This window comes from Streptomyces sp. NPDC058401, from assembly GCF_042722885.1.
Taxonomy (GTDB): Bacteria; Actinomycetota; Actinomycetes; order Streptomycetales; family Streptomycetaceae; genus Streptomyces.
Map to the genome: position 1 here is coordinate 1 of NZ_JBHXKA010000166.1, position 14766 is coordinate 14766.

The 14766-nt window shown below is 72.9% G+C and carries 10 protein-coding genes; 2 read left to right on the top strand and 8 right to left on the bottom strand.

From position 1 onward, the window contains the following. Positions 1-127: 127 nt before the first annotated feature. The 8 genes from ACFWNV_RS35590 to ACFWNV_RS35625 form a co-directional block, all read right to left on the bottom strand. Positions 128-1702 (bottom strand): Ig-like domain repeat protein, encoded by a 1575-nt coding sequence (locus tag ACFWNV_RS35590; RefSeq protein WP_383955106.1) that lies wholly within the window; start codon positions 1700-1702, stop codon positions 128-130. Between the two features lie 38 nt (positions 1703-1740). Beyond that, positions 1741-2736 (bottom strand): hypothetical protein, encoded by a 996-nt coding sequence (locus ACFWNV_RS35595; RefSeq protein WP_383955109.1) that lies wholly within the window; start codon positions 2734-2736, stop codon positions 1741-1743. A 215-nt stretch (positions 2737-2951) separates the two neighbouring features. Next, the gene (locus ACFWNV_RS35600; protein ID WP_383955110.1) at positions 2952-5699 is read right to left on the bottom strand and encodes a hypothetical protein; all 2748 of its coding nucleotides are present in this window, start codon (positions 5697-5699) and stop codon (positions 2952-2954) included. Continuing rightward, the gene (locus tag ACFWNV_RS35605; protein ID WP_383955112.1) at positions 5699-7492 is read right to left on the bottom strand and encodes a phosphate ABC transporter substrate-binding protein PstS; all 1794 of its coding nucleotides are present in this window, start codon (positions 7490-7492) and stop codon (positions 5699-5701) included. The genes ACFWNV_RS35600 and ACFWNV_RS35605 overlap by 1 nt, the downstream gene beginning before the upstream one ends. Positions 7493-7560: 68 nt before the next feature. Further along, positions 7561-8895, bottom strand: a complete 1335-nt coding sequence (gene pstA / locus ACFWNV_RS35610; RefSeq protein ID WP_383955114.1) for a phosphate ABC transporter permease PstA — start codon at positions 8893-8895, stop codon at positions 7561-7563. Further along, positions 8892-9914 carry a phosphate ABC transporter permease subunit PstC gene (pstC, locus tag ACFWNV_RS35615; RefSeq protein WP_383955116.1) on the bottom strand — a complete coding sequence of 341 codons (1023 nt, stop codon included), beginning with the start codon at positions 9912-9914 and terminating at the stop codon, positions 8892-8894. Before pstC ends, pstA begins: the two co-directional genes overlap by 4 nt. Beyond that, positions 9911-10465 (bottom strand): hypothetical protein, encoded by a 555-nt coding sequence (locus ACFWNV_RS35620; RefSeq protein WP_383955118.1) that lies wholly within the window; start codon positions 10463-10465, stop codon positions 9911-9913. Before ACFWNV_RS35620 ends, pstC begins: the two co-directional genes overlap by 4 nt. A 449-nt stretch (positions 10466-10914) precedes the next feature. After that, positions 10915-11358 (bottom strand): DUF2000 family protein, encoded by a 444-nt coding sequence (locus ACFWNV_RS35625; RefSeq protein WP_383955121.1) that lies wholly within the window; start codon positions 11356-11358, stop codon positions 10915-10917. Positions 11359-11473: 115 nt separating this feature from the next. On the opposite strand from ACFWNV_RS35625, the gene ACFWNV_RS35630 reads away from it, so the two are divergent. Then, positions 11474-12361, top strand: a complete 888-nt coding sequence (locus ACFWNV_RS35630) for a helix-turn-helix domain-containing protein (protein ID WP_383955120.1) — start codon at positions 11474-11476, stop codon at positions 12359-12361. Positions 12362-12652: 291 nt separating this feature from the next. After that, positions 12653-14641 (top strand): discoidin domain-containing protein, encoded by a 1989-nt coding sequence (locus ACFWNV_RS35635; protein ID WP_383955123.1) that lies wholly within the window; start codon positions 12653-12655, stop codon positions 14639-14641. The last annotated feature ends 125 nt before the right edge of the window (positions 14642-14766 follow it).

Genomic DNA, 14766 nt, shown 5'->3' on the forward strand with positions numbered 1-14766 from the left:
GTGGGTTTGTGGCGGGGGCCGCCCTCGGGGGGGTGGGGGCGGGGGGGGGGGGGGCCCGGGCCGCGGGGCGGGGGGGGCGGGGGGCGGGGGCCGGGGGGCCCCCCCGGGCCCGGGGCTCACGCCTGGATCAGATGGCGGTGAGCGTGAGGGTGGCGGAGTACGTGCCGGCCACCGTGGAGGTCGGCACGTTCAGCGCCAGATCGGCGGTGACGTGCGCGGTGCCGAGGCCGGTGCCGTTGGCGAGCGTGCGGGCGGACTTGAGGCCCGCCGTGCCCGAGTCGGCGGCGGCCGCTCCGTGCGCGGCGGGGACGGCGGAACCGGCCGTCACCGTCTGCGCGGGCGCCTTGTCGACGAGCTTCGGGCTCCAGCCCAGGTTCTGGCCGTTGATGGTGTGGGTGGCACCGTCGGAGAAGTCGGTGACCTGGCCGCTGACGGTCCAGCCCGGGTTGCCGGCGCGGGTGTCGGTGAGGGTGACCGGGTTGATGGAACCGGCCGTGGTCAGCAGGTCCCCGTCGGAGTTGAGCACCGGCGAGGGCAGGGTGACCTGCGGGTTGGCGACGCTGATGGCCAGCGCGCCCGAGTTGACGGTGGTGGTGATCGTCTCGGAGGCGGAGACACCGGCGAAGGCGCCCACCACGTACGGGATCGCGCCCGAGTCGGAGCCCAGGAAGGCGCCGGCGTTCGCCGGGACGAACACGGCGGTGAAGGAGTGGTCGCCCACCGGGAGGCTGCTGGTGTTCAGCACCGCGGTGCCGCCCGCGACCGGAACGGTGCCCAGGGTGAGGGTGGAGCCGCCGACGGTGTCGGTGAACTTCACCGCTCCCGCCGCGCCCGCGGGGGTGACCGTACCGGTCAGGGTCACCGGGCTGAACTGCGGCGCGGTGCCGGCCGGGGAGACGGCCAGGGCGGTGGTGGTGGCGGTGGCCGCAGCGGCCGTGACCACGTAGGAGACGGCGGCGGAGGCCGAGCCGTTGTACGAGGCGCTGGCCGGCGTGAAGACGGCCGTCAGGTTGTGCGTGCCGGCGGTCAGGTTGGACGTGGTGAGCGCCGCGGTGCCGTTGTTCACGGTGACCGGGGTGCCCAGGTCGGCCGCGCCGTCCTTGAACTGGACGGTGCCGCCGGCGCCGGCCGGGGTGACGCCCGCGGTGAGGGTGACCGGGGTGCCCGCCTGCGTGGGACCGGCCGGGGTGAGCGCGAGGGAGGTGACGGTGTCGGTCTTCACCGCCGGGTCGGTGTTCTGGTACGTGGTGTTCGAGGTGAACCAGATCGCCCCGGTGTAGTCGCCGAGGCTGGTGCCGTTGAAGGCGGTCCGGCAGATCACGGTGAACTCGTACTTGCCCTGCAGGGTGGTGAAGCCCGCCTGGCTGGCGTAGTCCCGCATGGTGGAGGTCAGCGGGATGACCATGCCGCCGTTGGCGGCGGTCGGGTAGGTGGCGATGGGCGAGTTGCCGACCACGTTCAGGCCCTCGGCCGGGAAGCCGGAACCGTCCACCTTCACCAGCACGTTGGTGGCGTTGGCCGGGCAGGCGGCCGAGGTGGTGAAGGCGATGCCGGAGGTGTCCGCGCCGGTCGCCGGGTTGATCTCAAGGGTGCCGATCGGGGCGGCGTACGCGGCGCCCGCCCCGGCCAGACCCGCCGCGAAGGAGGTGGTCACGGCGGCGACCCCCAGGGCCATGGTCCGCAAAACTCTGTTCTTCAGCACAACGTCTCCAGAATGTGAAGCTCGGGCGGCGATCAGGGTCAGGGGGTCTGCTTGGTGGTGTCGCCACAGTTCGGGCTGGTGGCGAAGCCGTACGTGTTGATCACCGAGGTCTGCTTGCAGATCTCGGAGTTGGGGCCGACGAAGACGGTGCTCCACGGAGCCGTGGCGACCTTGCCGGTCGGGATCACGTTGTAGACGTCGCGCTTCACGCCGAATCCGCTGTTGAGGACGGTGGGCGAGGTCCCGTCGACCGTGCCGAGGATGGCTCGGCCGCGCAGGTCCGCGATCGTCTGCGAGGACTGCGACTGGTACTGGGCGATCGAGAACGGCACGATCGACTTGTCGTCGAGGAGACGGCCGTCGTGCTCCTGCACCGGGGTGGTGCCCTTCTTGTCCTTGATGCAGGGGTGGACGCCGGCGACGACATCGGCGTCCGTGATCCCCATCTGGGACTCCCAGAAGCTGCGGGTGCCCGAACCGGCCTGCGGCAGGTAGACCGTCATGGCGTAGTTGGGGCCCGCGCCCACGTAGTTCGGGTCGCAGTGGTAGATCGCCTTCAGGTCGGTCAGCGACAGCTTGCGCGGGATCGCCGACCCGGGGGTGATGGCGTAGGTGACGCCGTCGACCGCGAAGGGCACGTAGGTCAGGCCGGGCGCCGCCGCCGCCAGGTTCAGCGAGGAGGAACGGGCGAAGTCCAGACAGCCGTTGTTCGCCTGGAGGGAGGTGAGCAGCGCGGAGCGGCCGGCGCCCGAGCCGTTGGGGCGGGCGACGGTGCAGTTCGCGTTGACCGCCGGGTCCTTGGTGGTGATGTTGGCGGAACCGGTGGCGTCGTAGGAGCCGATGACCTTCTGGCCGTTCACGGTGATGGCCGCGGCCAGGCCGTTCATGACGTCCTGGGTGGTGTCGGAGCCGACGCCGGACAGCTGGCGGTACGGCGGCGGGCCCGACGGGTCGGCGGCGGCGAGGCCGGCTCCGGCGATGGTGGCCGCGAGAGCGAAGGCCGAGACGCCGAAGGCGATTTTCTTCTTGTTCACTTGGGATGACCCCTCAGCTAGGCTGCGCCCGGGTGGTGCCCGGCGCGCGTGGGATGGAATTCCGTTGGCGCGGATTGGTCGGACGGTTGTCGCCGGGCGTCACCTCCTTTCGTCGTACGGTGCTCGCCGTGCGGTGCTCGTTGTGTGGTGCTCGTTGTGCGGTGCTCGACGTGCGGTGCTCGCCGTGCGGTGCCGGGACGGGACGGATGCGGGCGTCAGTCCTGGTCCGGCGGGGTCCAGTCCCTCGGGCCGGTCTTCTTGTGGGTCGCCCAGTCCGCCGGCAGCTCCGCGGGCCCGCCGGACGTCGCGGCCGCTCCCCCCGCCGCGCCGCGCAGCGACCGCAGCCGGAGCAGGGCCCCGGGCAGGAACCGCGGGAGCATCGGTCCCGCGAAGGCGGCGAGGGCGCCGACCACGAGGCAGATCAGCAGGACGTTGCGGATGGCTCCGACGACCCAGTCCGGGGTGGTCCCCGCCGCCTGAGCGGCCGGGGCGCCCGAAGTTCCGGTGGCACCCGTGGCTCCCCCGGCGCCCGTGGCCGTCGAGGCGCCGGGCGAGGCCGCCGCGGGGCCGGGTGCGGCCCCGCCGCCCGCCGCGGAACCGGCGCCCGCCGTCGAAGCCCCGGAGCCGGAGGTCCCCGTACCGGCCGGGCCGGAACCGCCGGTGGCCGACCCGCCCGTGCCGGACGGCGTACCGCCGGCGGCGCCCGGGGCGGGGGCCGGGGCCGGGGCCGTCGGGGCGGAAGGCTCCGGCGTCGGCTTCCGGCCCGCCTCGGTGCTCACCTTCTGCGCCGCGGCCCGGGTCTGGGCGCGCAGGGCCTCCGGCAGCGGGGCGTAGCCGTGCGGCAGGCTGCCCGCGGACACGCCGGGGGTCTGCCCCCGGGCGGCCGCGTAGGCCAGCATGGCGCCGTAGTCCCGGCCCTCCGCCTCGGTGAGGTCGGCGGGCACGGTGGCGGCGTAGGTGAGGACGGTGAGCGGGTACGCCGCCGGGTCCGCGGCCGCCGGGTCGGGGGAACTCACCCCGTCGGCCCCCGCCTTGCGGGCGCTCGCGGCGGCGATCAGCGCGGCCGGTTCGGGTGCGACGAACGCGCCGCCCGCGTTGAGGAGTTCGGCGCGCACCAGGCCGTACCGGTCGGCGGTGGCGGTATCGGTGACGGCGAGCACGGCGCGCGAACCGGCGAGCTGCGGCGGGTCCTTCTTGTACGTGGGCGGGGTGGCCGTGGCGTCCCAGGAGGTGCGGGCCAGGGTGTCCCCGCGGCTCGCGGCGCGCGCGGCGGCGTGCATGTCGGTGGCGTAGGGGTGCTTGTCCTGGATGCAGAGCGGGGATTCCGGGTGCTCCAGCGGGAAGGGCTGGCAGTACGGGTCGCTCTTGGGGAAGGTGTCCAACGGCAGGGCCAGTCCGCGGTAGTTCGGGTTCACGGCCATCCCGGCGTACGAGGCGTCCCCGTGCGCGCCCGCGTTGTCGGGGGTGCCGTCGAGGAACTCCCGCGCGGCCGGGTCCCGGCCCACCCACTCCCACAGCTGCCGGGTGGTGTCGGCGAGCGGCTGCGGGACCAGGGCGTCACCGAGCTTTCCGCCGAAGTCCAGCCCCGCGTAGGCGGGGTTGTGCTTCATGAACTCCGGGTCCCGGCCCAGGTTCGCGGGGTTCTTCGCGGTGCTCTCGGCGAAGCGCGAGTTGCCGTCCTGGTAGGACTCGGTCAGCAGCTTCGCCACCAGCCTCGGGGTCAGCCGCAGGGCGCCGAGCCGGGTTCCGTTGCGGGCCTTGACCTCGGGGGGCGCCTGGAATCCGGCCTGGCTCTCGATGAAGAAGCCGATGGTGATGCCGGAGAGGGCCACGGGTGCGTAGACGGGCTTGCGGACGGGGTCGGCGGGCGCCGGCCGGCCGAGGAATACCAGGCCGGGGGTGCCGGAGAGGAGTTTGACGCGGGCGGTCTCGTCGGGGACCTGGGCGTAGCCGTAGATGGCCTTGCCGCCGGTCTGGCACAGGGCGGGCTGCCAGCGGGTGACGGCCTCGGCGGCCATCTCGCTGCCGAGGGTGCCGCGTTCCTCGGCGCCGATCGGGCAGTAGCTGCCCAGGGGTTCGAAGCCGAGCGGGACGACGATGCGCTGCTTCCAGTTGGCCGGGCTGAGCGGGGAGGACTGGAGCTGCCCGCCGGACTGCCCGGTGTACGGGCTGCCGTCGACCTCCTTCTCGCCGCGCGGCACGATCACCAGCCAGCAGCCGCGTCCGCCGACGGCGCCCCCGGAACCGGTGACCGCGGAGCCGCAGCCGAGTCCGGGGGCCTCGACGGCGGTCTGGGTCTCGAACCAGACCTCGCCGGCGCCGCGGGCGTTGGTACGGGCGTAGGGGACCTCGTTGGTGCTGTTGACGTCGTAGAACTCGTTCCAGTTGCCCGGGCTGACCGGGTCCCCGCCCACCGTGCGGAACGGGGCGTACGAGATCCCGCTCGGGGTGGGGGGCGGCAGCGGCTCGTGTTCCGAATCCCGTAGGTTGGCGCCGTAGTTGAGCTGGCGGGTGTTGGTGTAGGCGCCGGCCTGGTTGCCCGCGCCCGCGCCGAGGGCGGAGGAACCGCCGAACTGGCACTGGTCGGTGCCGGGGCCGGTGGGCTCGTCGCCCCAGCACTGCATGATCTGGAGGTAGTCGGCGCTGTAGGCGGTGTCGGAGACGGTGGGCTTTCCGCCGGTCCAGGAGATCTTGACGACCTGGCCGACCAGGTTGCGGGTCTGGCCGACCGTCACCTTGAGGTCGGCGAACTCGCCGGTCCCGGACACGGTGACCTCGGAGCCCTCCCCGCCGGCCGCGTACGCGGTCTGCGGGCCCAGGCCGCCGGGCCCGGAGGTGGCGACCACGGGGAGCAGCACCAGGCAGAGCGCGCCGAAGAGCAACCGGATCCGGCGCTTGGGGAACGGAGCGCGGAGCGACGTGCGGAGCGGGGTACGGAACGCGGTGCGGAACGGCGTGCGCATCAGGACCCGCCCCCCGTGCGGCCGCGCCGCGTCAGGCGCCGGGTGAGCAGCGGCGGGGCGACCGTGACGGCCAGCAGGATCAGGGCGCCGAGCACCATCAGGACGGTCTGCAGGGTCCCGCCGATGCCGGTCGAGGTGGTGACGGGGATCCCGAACAGGTCGGCCGCGCCCGCCGCGAGGGGCCGGCCGGTGACCGGGTCCACTCCCCCGCCGCCGTCCGCGCCGCCGCTTCCCGGGCCGTCACCCGTACCGCCGGTGCCGGCTGCCGCGCCGCTCCCGCCGGTGGCTCCGCCGGTACCGCCCGAGGCGGCCGCGGAGCCTCCCGTGGCTCCGCCGGAGCCCGTGCCGCCGCTGCCTCCCGTACCACCGCCGGAGGCCGCGGCGCCACCGGTGCCGCCGGTGCCACCGCCGGAGGCTGCCCCGCCGCCGCCCGAACTTCCGTTCTGGGTCGGGGTCTTGTTGCCGCCGGTGCCGGTCTCGCACTGGGTGGGGCCCTGCTTGTCGCAGGCGGCGGGCATCGGCGCGGTCTCGGCCAGGGTGTTCTTGCCGTCGGGCGAGAAGGTGGGGTTGCGGCAGTTCTTGATGTCGATGTTCGCCACGGTCACGCCGGGGATGCGGCGGACCTGCTCCAGACCGGCCTGGACGAGGTTGATGGGGAGCGGCGAGTAGCCGAGCCGGTCGACGGAGCGCTGGCCCTCGCAGAGGAAGTAGTAGGCGAAGGCGCCGAGCGCCTTGCCCTTCTGCGGGTTGAAGTTCGATTCCTGCGCCGTCGGGATGATCATGTAGCTGTAGCTGGAGAGCGGGTAGGTGCGCTGGTCGTCGCCCGCGTAGACCCCTTCCAGCTTCTGGGTGAGGTCGGCGGGGTCGATCTGCGCCCTGCCGAGGGAGACGGCGACGTTCTGGGCGGTGGGCTCGGTGTAGTAGCCCGACTTGTTGAGCACCTTGACGACCGGGAAGCCCGTCGTGGAGACCGCGTAGGAGTACTCCACGTACGTGATGGTGCCGATGTTGCCCTCTTGGGCCACGTAGCCGGAGACCCCGTTGGAGCCGGACTGGCCGACGAACCCGCGGCCGGCGATGGTCGGGAAGTTGGAGGTCTGCCCGCAGGGGGTGGAGCGGCCGGCCTTGCCGCAGTAGGCGTCCCACAGGCCTCCGTGCTGCGTGCTCATCCACTTGGTCAGCTGGGCGGTCGTGCCCGAGCCGTCGGAGCGGACGACGGGGACGATCCGGCGGGCGGGGAGGGAGGCGGCGAGGCCCGGGTTGTCGGCCTTGATCGCCGGGTCGTTCCACGTGGTGATCACGCCGGTGAAGATCTTGGCCACGTTCTCGCCGGAGAGGCGGAGGTTGGTGACCCGGCGGTTGCCGATCTTGAGGTTGTACATGAAGGCCGTGCCGCCCGCGACGATGGGCATGTAGGCGAACTTCCGCGCGGGCGGCGGGTCGACGACCCCCGAGTCCTTGATCCCGTAGGGGATCTCGGAGACCGCGTAGTCGACGGTGCCGTTGCGGAACTGGTTGCGGCCGTCGGACGATCCCGTACCGCTGTAGTTGACCGTCATGCCGTACTGCTTGACGTTGGCCCGCCACTGGTCGAGGGCGTTCTGGCTCCAGGTGGAACCCGCGCCGGAGACCGGTACGTAGCTCTCGGCGGCCGCCGGCACCGCGCCGGGCAGGGCCACGGCCAGCGCCGCCAGGACCAGTGCGAGTCCGCGGACGAGGAGGCGGCCGCGCCGGGCGGGTGCGCGGTCGCCCGAAGGGGCACGCACGGGGTATGCCGGGGGTCGTCCGGGCATGGGGAACTCTCCTGATCGGTCACAGATCGTACGAATGGACACGGCGCGGAGCCGCGAGGAGCGGGCGACTACGCCCGGGGCGGAGGTAGCGCCCGCCACCCCTGTGGCTCCGGCCCCCCGGCCTCCTCTTCGGCGAGTGCGAGGTCCCGCTCGGCGGCCCGGGCCCGCATCCGCTCGACGTCACGGGCGGACGCGAGCACCCGGCGGTGCTGCGCGCCGCGGCCGAGCTGCCCCGGGGCCTTTCCGCCGATGACGCGGGCGAGCACGAAGAGCAGCAGCACCAGCGCCATCAGCAGGGCGGCGCAGCCGAAACCCCGGGCGATCATGGACTTCTCCGGGGACTGGACCAGGCTGAACACCGCGAGCGGCAGCGAGAGTTGCGGCCCGTCGAAGGGGTTGGCGTTGAGCCCGCCGGCGATGCCGGAGGTGAGCAGCACCGGGGAGGTCTCCCCGATGCCGCGGGCGGTGCCCAGGATCACGGCGGTGGTCAGTCCGGAGCGGGACGTGGGCAGGACCACGGTCCACACGGTGCGCCACTGACCGGCGCCCAGGGCGTAGGAGGCCTCTTTCAGAGAGCCCGGAACCAGCCGGATCACCACGTCGGAGGCCCTGATGACGATCGGCAGCATCATCACGGACAGTGCGAGCGCGGCGGCGAAGCCGGACTTGTCGAAGTGGAGCAGCAGGATCCAGGTCGCGTAGACGAACAGGCCGGCCACGATGGAGGGCAGCGCCGTCATGGCTTCGACGATGGTGCGGACGAACCGGGCGTAGCGGCCCGGGACTTCGTTGAGGAACACCGCGCAGGCCAGCCCCAGCGGCACGGACACCGCCAGGGCGATGCCGATCTGCTCCAGGGTGCCGACGATGGCGTGCAGCGCCCCGCCCTGGGACAGCGGCTCCAGCGGACCGGTGGCGGCCATGTCGTCGGTGAAGAAGTTGAGGTGGGCCAGGGCGTCCCGGCCGCGCAGGAGCACGTAGCCGACGACGCACACCAGGGCCGTCATGAGCATGGCGGCGACGCTGTGCACGAGGGCCTGCGCGAGGCGCGCCCGCACGGTGGCGGCGGACTCGTCGAGGGACACGAGGACGCCGTAGAGGGCCATGAAGGCCAGGTAGAGGACGACCGCGAAGCCGAGCGGCGCATCGAAGGGCAGGATCCGGCCGAAGAGCAGGGCGGTCACGGCGAGCGCGGCGGCGGCCGCGCCCACCATGGCGAGGACGTCGCGCAGGTGCAGGGTCGCGGTGTTGCGCCGCTGTTCGGGCGGGATCCCGGCGCCGTCGAGCACCACGGGCGGACGGACGGTGGCGACGGCGGGAGCGGCCGGAACACCCCGGCCGCCCGGAGCACCCGTCGCGTCGGCGGCGCCCGGACCGTGCGGCCGGTGCGTGAGGGCCGTCATGCGTCGGCCCCCGCTCCGGAGCGGCTGCGGGCCACGACCGAGGAGGCGGCGAAGTTGACCACCAGGGTCATCAGGAAGAGCGTGAGGCCGGCCGCCATCAGGGCGGATATCCCGAGGGGGCTGGCCGAGCCGTAGCGCAGGGCGATCAGGGCGGACACGGAGATGGCGCCGTTCTGGAGGATGTGCGGCTGGATCACGAAGACCGGGGAGATGATCAGGTAGACGGCGATCGTCTCCCCCAGCGCGCGGCCGAGTCCGAGCATGGTGCCGCCGATGATCCCGCCCCTGCCGAAGGGCAGGACGACGGAGCGGATGACGCCCCACGGTGTGGCGCCGAGCGCGAAGGCGCCCTCGCGCTCGCCTGGCGGCGCCTGGGCGAAGGCCTCGCGCATCACCGAGCAGGCGATGGGCGTCACCATCAGGGCGACGACCATGCCCGCGATGAAGGTGGAGGAGGTGTAGAAGGTGTTGGGGCTGAGCGGGTCGCGCGGATCGTCCCCGTCGACCGCGAAGGCCGGGAACCAGCCCAGGTAGGTGGTGAGCCAGCGGGACAGGCCCACCACGTGCGGCTGGAACAGGAACAGCCCCCACAGGCCGTAGACCACGCTGGGCACCGCGGCCATCAGGTCAACGAGGCTGATCAGGGTCTGCTTGATGCGGCGCGGCGCGTACTCGGTGATGTAGAGGGCGGTGCCCATCGCCAGCGGCAGCGCGAAGAGGATCGCCACACCGCCGATGAGCAGGGTGCCGACCAGGACCGCCGCCACCCCGAAGTTGTGGGAGTCGGGCTCCCACGCGGAGGTGGTGAGGAAGGACCGGCCCGCGTCGTCCAGGGCGGTCAAGGCGCGGCCTGCGAGGAAGACGCCGACCAGGGTCATGACGAGCAGCACGACGGCGCCGGCGGTGCGGGCCGAGCCGCGGAAGATCCGGTCGGCCGGGTCGCCGCTCCGGGCGAGGGCGCGCGGGGTGACGTGCTCGTCCTCGGGCGCGGCCGGCGGAACCACCGTGGTCGCGGTCACCGCGGGCCTCCCCCGCGCAGGGCCAGCCCCGGGGCGTCCCCGGCGCCGGGCAGCCGCAGACCGCGCAGCCGCCGGGTGTGGGTGACGCCGGAGGCCACCTGCGCCTCGGCGGCGGCGGACAGGAACAGCTGGAGGCTGTGGCGGCATTCGCGCTGGCGGCGGAAGGTGCGGACGGCCACGGCCACACACTGCTCGTCGAGGACGAGCTGCCAGGTCCAGGCGCCGACGCCGGAGCCGGACACGACGCCGGACACTGCGCCGGAACCGGAGCCGGAGCCGCCCGGGCCCGCGGCCCCCACCCCACGGGGACCCGCATCCGGCATCGCCGCGGCCCTGCCCGTGGACATCGCCACGATCGGGACGGCCTCGCCGATCCGCCGGCGGAGCCGTTCGACGGCCGCACCGCAGGCGCCGAGGGCGCGGTAGACGGAAGGACTGCGGCCGAGTTCGTGATTGTTGGAGCCGACCAGCCGCCAGGTCACCGCATCGGGCCCGCTGCCCTGACTGCCGTGGCCGCCGCTTCCCCGCACCGCGTGCGGTCCTCCCGCCATCGGTGCAGGCGCCTGACGTCTTTCTACATCCACCCAGGACACGAACAGAAAACGTGGCTGAGACACCGGACCGCCCCCCTTCCCCACAAGCCGTGCGTGGCCGGAAAACGGCCACCCACCCATGGCCGCGGGCATGACAATCCACGGGGCGGAGGACTCTGGGGCACACGGATCGGTGAAGCAGAAACGGAGAGCACGTGAACGCGCGGCTGAGGCGTGTTGCGCATGACGGGGCGCGCATGCCCTGCGATGGCCGGGATCAAGCCCCGAACGGCCCCCCGGGTCACCTTCACAGAACCACCACGAAAGGGCCGGGACCTGGTGGCGGACGGCACGGCAGGAGGCACCGAACCGCACACCGAACCTCCCGCAGCCCCCCGCGCAACGACCCGGACTCCGACCACCCGGTGGCCGAAACGGCATCCCGCCGGCGGTTCGCCTCCCGGTGCTCACCCGTGCATGCGGGCCCCCTTGAGCACCTTGTCCACCGCGTTGCGCGCCCCGTAGACGGCGATGCCGACCAGGTCGAGCCCGTCCCTGCCGACCGCCGCGACGGCCGCCCGGTTGGCCCGGTCGTGGCCCGTCGCGAACAGGTCCGAGGTGAAGACCGCCGCCGCCAGCCCGCGCCGCGCCGCCCGCTCGTGCGCCGCCGCCAGCGTCTCCTTCCCGCCTTCGAAGACCAGCACGGGCTGGCGGAACATCGGCAGGTAGGGCGTCCCGTCGGCGTCCTCGTACGGCTCCCCGATCACCTCGGGGCACGCCGTACCGAGCCCGCTGACGAGGAACGCGGTGACGTTCAGCCGCTGCCAGGTCTCCAGGTCCTCGCGCAACAGCACCGCGATCTTGGTATCGAACCGCACGGGCGCATCCGCGCCGCTGTCGTTGGTCTTCACGTCCGTGCCACTGCTGTCACTCTTCGCGTCCGCGCCGCCGTCGTTGGTCTTCACGTCCGTGCCGCTGCTGTCACTCTTCGCGCCCGCGCCGCTGCCGTTGGTCTTCTCGTCGCTCATGCCCCGAGACTGCCGGGCGCCCCCGCGCGCGGTCTTGTACGTTCTTTGCGTGCAGCCCCAGCAGGAGGTCTCGGCCTGGCGTCCGCGGGTCGCGGGTGTCCTGGAGGTGTTCCACGCCCGCTTCACCGCGCACGCCTACCCCATGCACGTCCACGACGCCTGGACCCTGCTGATCGTCGACGACGGCGCCATCCGCTACGACCTGGACCGCCACCGCCGCGGCACCCCGGGCGACACCGTGAGCCTGCTCCCGCCCCAGGTTCCGCACAACGGTTCCGCCGCGACCCCGCACGGCTTCCGCAAGCGCGTGGTCTACCTCGACACCACCGTGCTGGACGAGCGCTTCATCGGCGCCGCCGTGGACGGCCCCGACCTCGCCGATCCCGTACTGCGCCGCCGCGTCGGGCAGCTCCACCGGGCCCTGGCCGCGCCGGGCGACGAGTTCGAGGCGGAGAGCCGGCTGGCCCTGATCGGCGAGCGGCTGCGCACCCTGTTGCGACCCCGCCTCGAACTCCCCGACACCCGGACCACACGGCCCGGCCCGGGCCCCGGCACGGGCCCCGGCCCCGGCCTCGCACGGAGTCTGCGCGAGCTCCTCGACGAACGGGCGGCCGGCGGCCTGTCGCTGGAGGAGGCGGCCGGGCTGCTCCAGGCCCATCCCGCCCACCTGGTGCGCACGTTCAGCGGGGCCTTCGGCATCGCCCCGCACCAGTACCTCGTCTCGCGCCGGGTCTCCCTGGCCCGCCGGCTGCTCCTCGACGGCCGCCCGGCCGCCGAGGTGGCGGTCGCGGCGGGCTTCTACGACCAGTCGCACTTCACCCGGCACTTCAAGCGGGTCGTCGGGACCACGCCCGGGCGCTACGCCCGCTCCTGCGCATCCCGCTGACGGCGGCCCACAGCGGGAGTAGGGTGACGATCCATCAGGTCATTTGACCCGGACTCTTGACTCTGTACCCGGCAGTAGCGATTCTCGACGCAATGCTTGCGCGGGACATGACAAACAGGTGCCAGGGCGGCCACGCCTCCGGTGGACCGTGTCCTCGACCGCGCCCTCCGCCGACCGAGGACGTGAGTAGTGGCCATGACCCCAGACCTGCACAGGCGACGACCGGAATCCCAACCCCGCAGCCGGCGCAAGCCGTTCGCGATCCTGTCCCTGCTCCTCGGCCTGCTCGCCATGGTGCTCGGCCCCGTCCCGGGAGCCGCGGCCGACAACGGCTGGTGGAACCCCACCGCACGGCCCGCGCCCGACTCCCAGATCAACGTGACCGGTGAGCCCTTCAAGGGCACCGACGCCCAGGGCAACGTCCGCGGCTTCGTCGACGCCCACGACCACATCATGTCCAACGAGGGCTTCGGCGGCCGGCTGATCTGCGGAAAGCCGTTCTCCGACGCCGGCATCGCCGACGCGCTGAAGGACTGTCCCGAGCACTACCCGGACGGCACCCTCGCCATCTTCGACTTCATCACCAAGGGCGGCGACGGCAAGCACGACCCCGACGGCTGGCCCACCTTCAAGGACTGGCCCGCCCACGACTCGCTGACGCACCAGCAGAACTACTACGCCTGGATCGAGCGCGCCTGGCGCGGCGGCCAGCGGGTCCTCGTCAACGACCTCGTCACCAACGGGGTGATCTGCTCGGTCTACTTCTTCAAGGACCGCAGCTGCGACGAGATGACCGCGATCCGCCTGGAGGCGAAGAAGACCTACGACATGCAGGCCTTCGTCGACAAGATGTACGGCGGCCCCGGCAAGGGCTGGTTCCGCATCGTCACCGACTCCGCGCAGGCCCGTGAGGTGATCAAGCAGGGCAAGCTGGCCGTGGTCCTCGGCGTCGAGACCTCCGAGCCCTTCGGCTGCAAGCAGATCCTGGACATCGCCCAGTGCAGCAGGGCGGACATCGACAAGGGCCTCGACGAGCTGTACAACCTCGGCGTGCGCAGCATGTTCCTGTGCCACAAGTTCGACAACGCCCTGTGCGGGGTCCGCTTCGACGAGGGCGCGCTGGGAACGGCCATCAACGTCGGGCAGTTCCTGTCGACCGGCACCTTCTGGAAGACCGAGCAGTGCGCGGGCCCGCAGCACGACAACCCCATCGGCCTGGCCCCGGCGGCCGCCGCCGAGAAGCAGTTGCCGGCAGGTGTGGCCGTGCCCTCGTACGCTTCCAACGCCCAGTGCAACACCCGCGGTCTCACCGACCTCGGTGACTACGCGGTGCGCGGCATGATGAAACGCAAGATGATGCTCGAACTCGACCACATGAGCGTGAAGGCGGCCGGTCAGGCCTTCGACATCCTCGAAACCGAGTCGTACCCGGGCGTGATCTCCTCGCACAGCTGGATGGACCTGGGCTGGATGGAGCGGCTCTACAAGCTCGGCGGTTTCGCCGGCGCGTACATGGGCGGCTCCGAGGGCTTCAGCGCCGAGGCCAAGCGGACCGACGCGCTGCGCGAGAAGTACAACGTCGGCTACGGCTACGGCACCGACATGAACGGCGTCGGCGGCTGGCCCGGCCCGCGCGGGGCGAACACGCCCAACCCGGTCACGTACCCCTTCCGCAGCACGGACGGCGGCTCGGTCATCGACAAGGTGACCACCGGCCAGCGCACGTGGGACCTCAACACCGACGGCGCCTCGCACTACGGCCTGGTGCCGGACTGGATCGAGGACATCCGGATCACCGGCGGACAGGGCGTGGTGGACGACCTGTTCAAGGGAGCCGAGTCCTACCTGCGCACCTGGGGCAACTCCGAGCAGCACAAGGCCGGTGTGAACCTCGCGGCGGGCGCGGCCGCCTCGGCGAGCTCCGCCGAGTGGAACCCGTTCATCAGCTACGCGCCCGGCCGGGCCGTGGACGGCGACCGGGGCAGCCGCTGGGCGAGCGACTGGAACGACGACCAGTGGGTGCAGTTCGACCTGGGCTCCCCGGCCCTGGTCAAGCGGGTCACGCTCGAATGGGAGCGCGCGTACGGACGGTCGTACCGCATCGAGCTCTCCCCGGACGGGACGAACTGGCAGACGGCCTGGTCCACCGCGAGCGGTGACGGCGGCCTGGACACGGCGCAGTTCGCGGGGGTCCCGGCGCGGTACGTGCGCGTCCACGGAGCGGGACGCGGGACGCAGTGGGGTTACTCCCTGTACGAAGTCGGCGTATACAGCAGCTGACGGCGTCGGGGGGGGGGGCCGGGGGGCGCGGGGGCCGCGGGCGCCCCCCCCCCCGCGCGGGGGGCCCCCCCCCGCGGCCGTTCGGCGGGGCGGCGGGCCCGGCGACGCCGGTCAGCCCTCGTAGG

Bases quoted from the DNA above. Each gene is read 5' to 3' on its own strand.
- ACFWNV_RS35600 (WP_383955110.1), bottom strand. From the start codon at position 5,699: ATGCGCACGCCGTTCCGCACCGCGTTCCGTACCCCGCTCCGCACGTCG.
- ACFWNV_RS35605 (WP_383955112.1), bottom strand. From the start codon at position 7,492: ATGCCCGGACGACCCCCGGCATACCCCGTGCGTGCCCCTTCGGGCGAC.
- pstA (WP_383955114.1), bottom strand. From the start codon at position 8,895: ATGACGGCCCTCACGCACCGGCCGCACGGTCCGGGCGCCGCCGACGCG.
- ACFWNV_RS35620 (WP_383955118.1), bottom strand. From the start codon at position 10,465: ATGGCGGGAGGACCGCACGCGGTGCGGGGAAGCGGCGGCCACGGCAGT.
- ACFWNV_RS35630 (WP_383955120.1), top strand. From the start codon at position 11,474: ATGCCCCGAGACTGCCGGGCGCCCCCGCGCGCGGTCTTGTACGTTCTT.
- ACFWNV_RS35635 (WP_383955123.1), top strand. From the start codon at position 12,653: ATGGTGCTCGGCCCCGTCCCGGGAGCCGCGGCCGACAACGGCTGGTGG.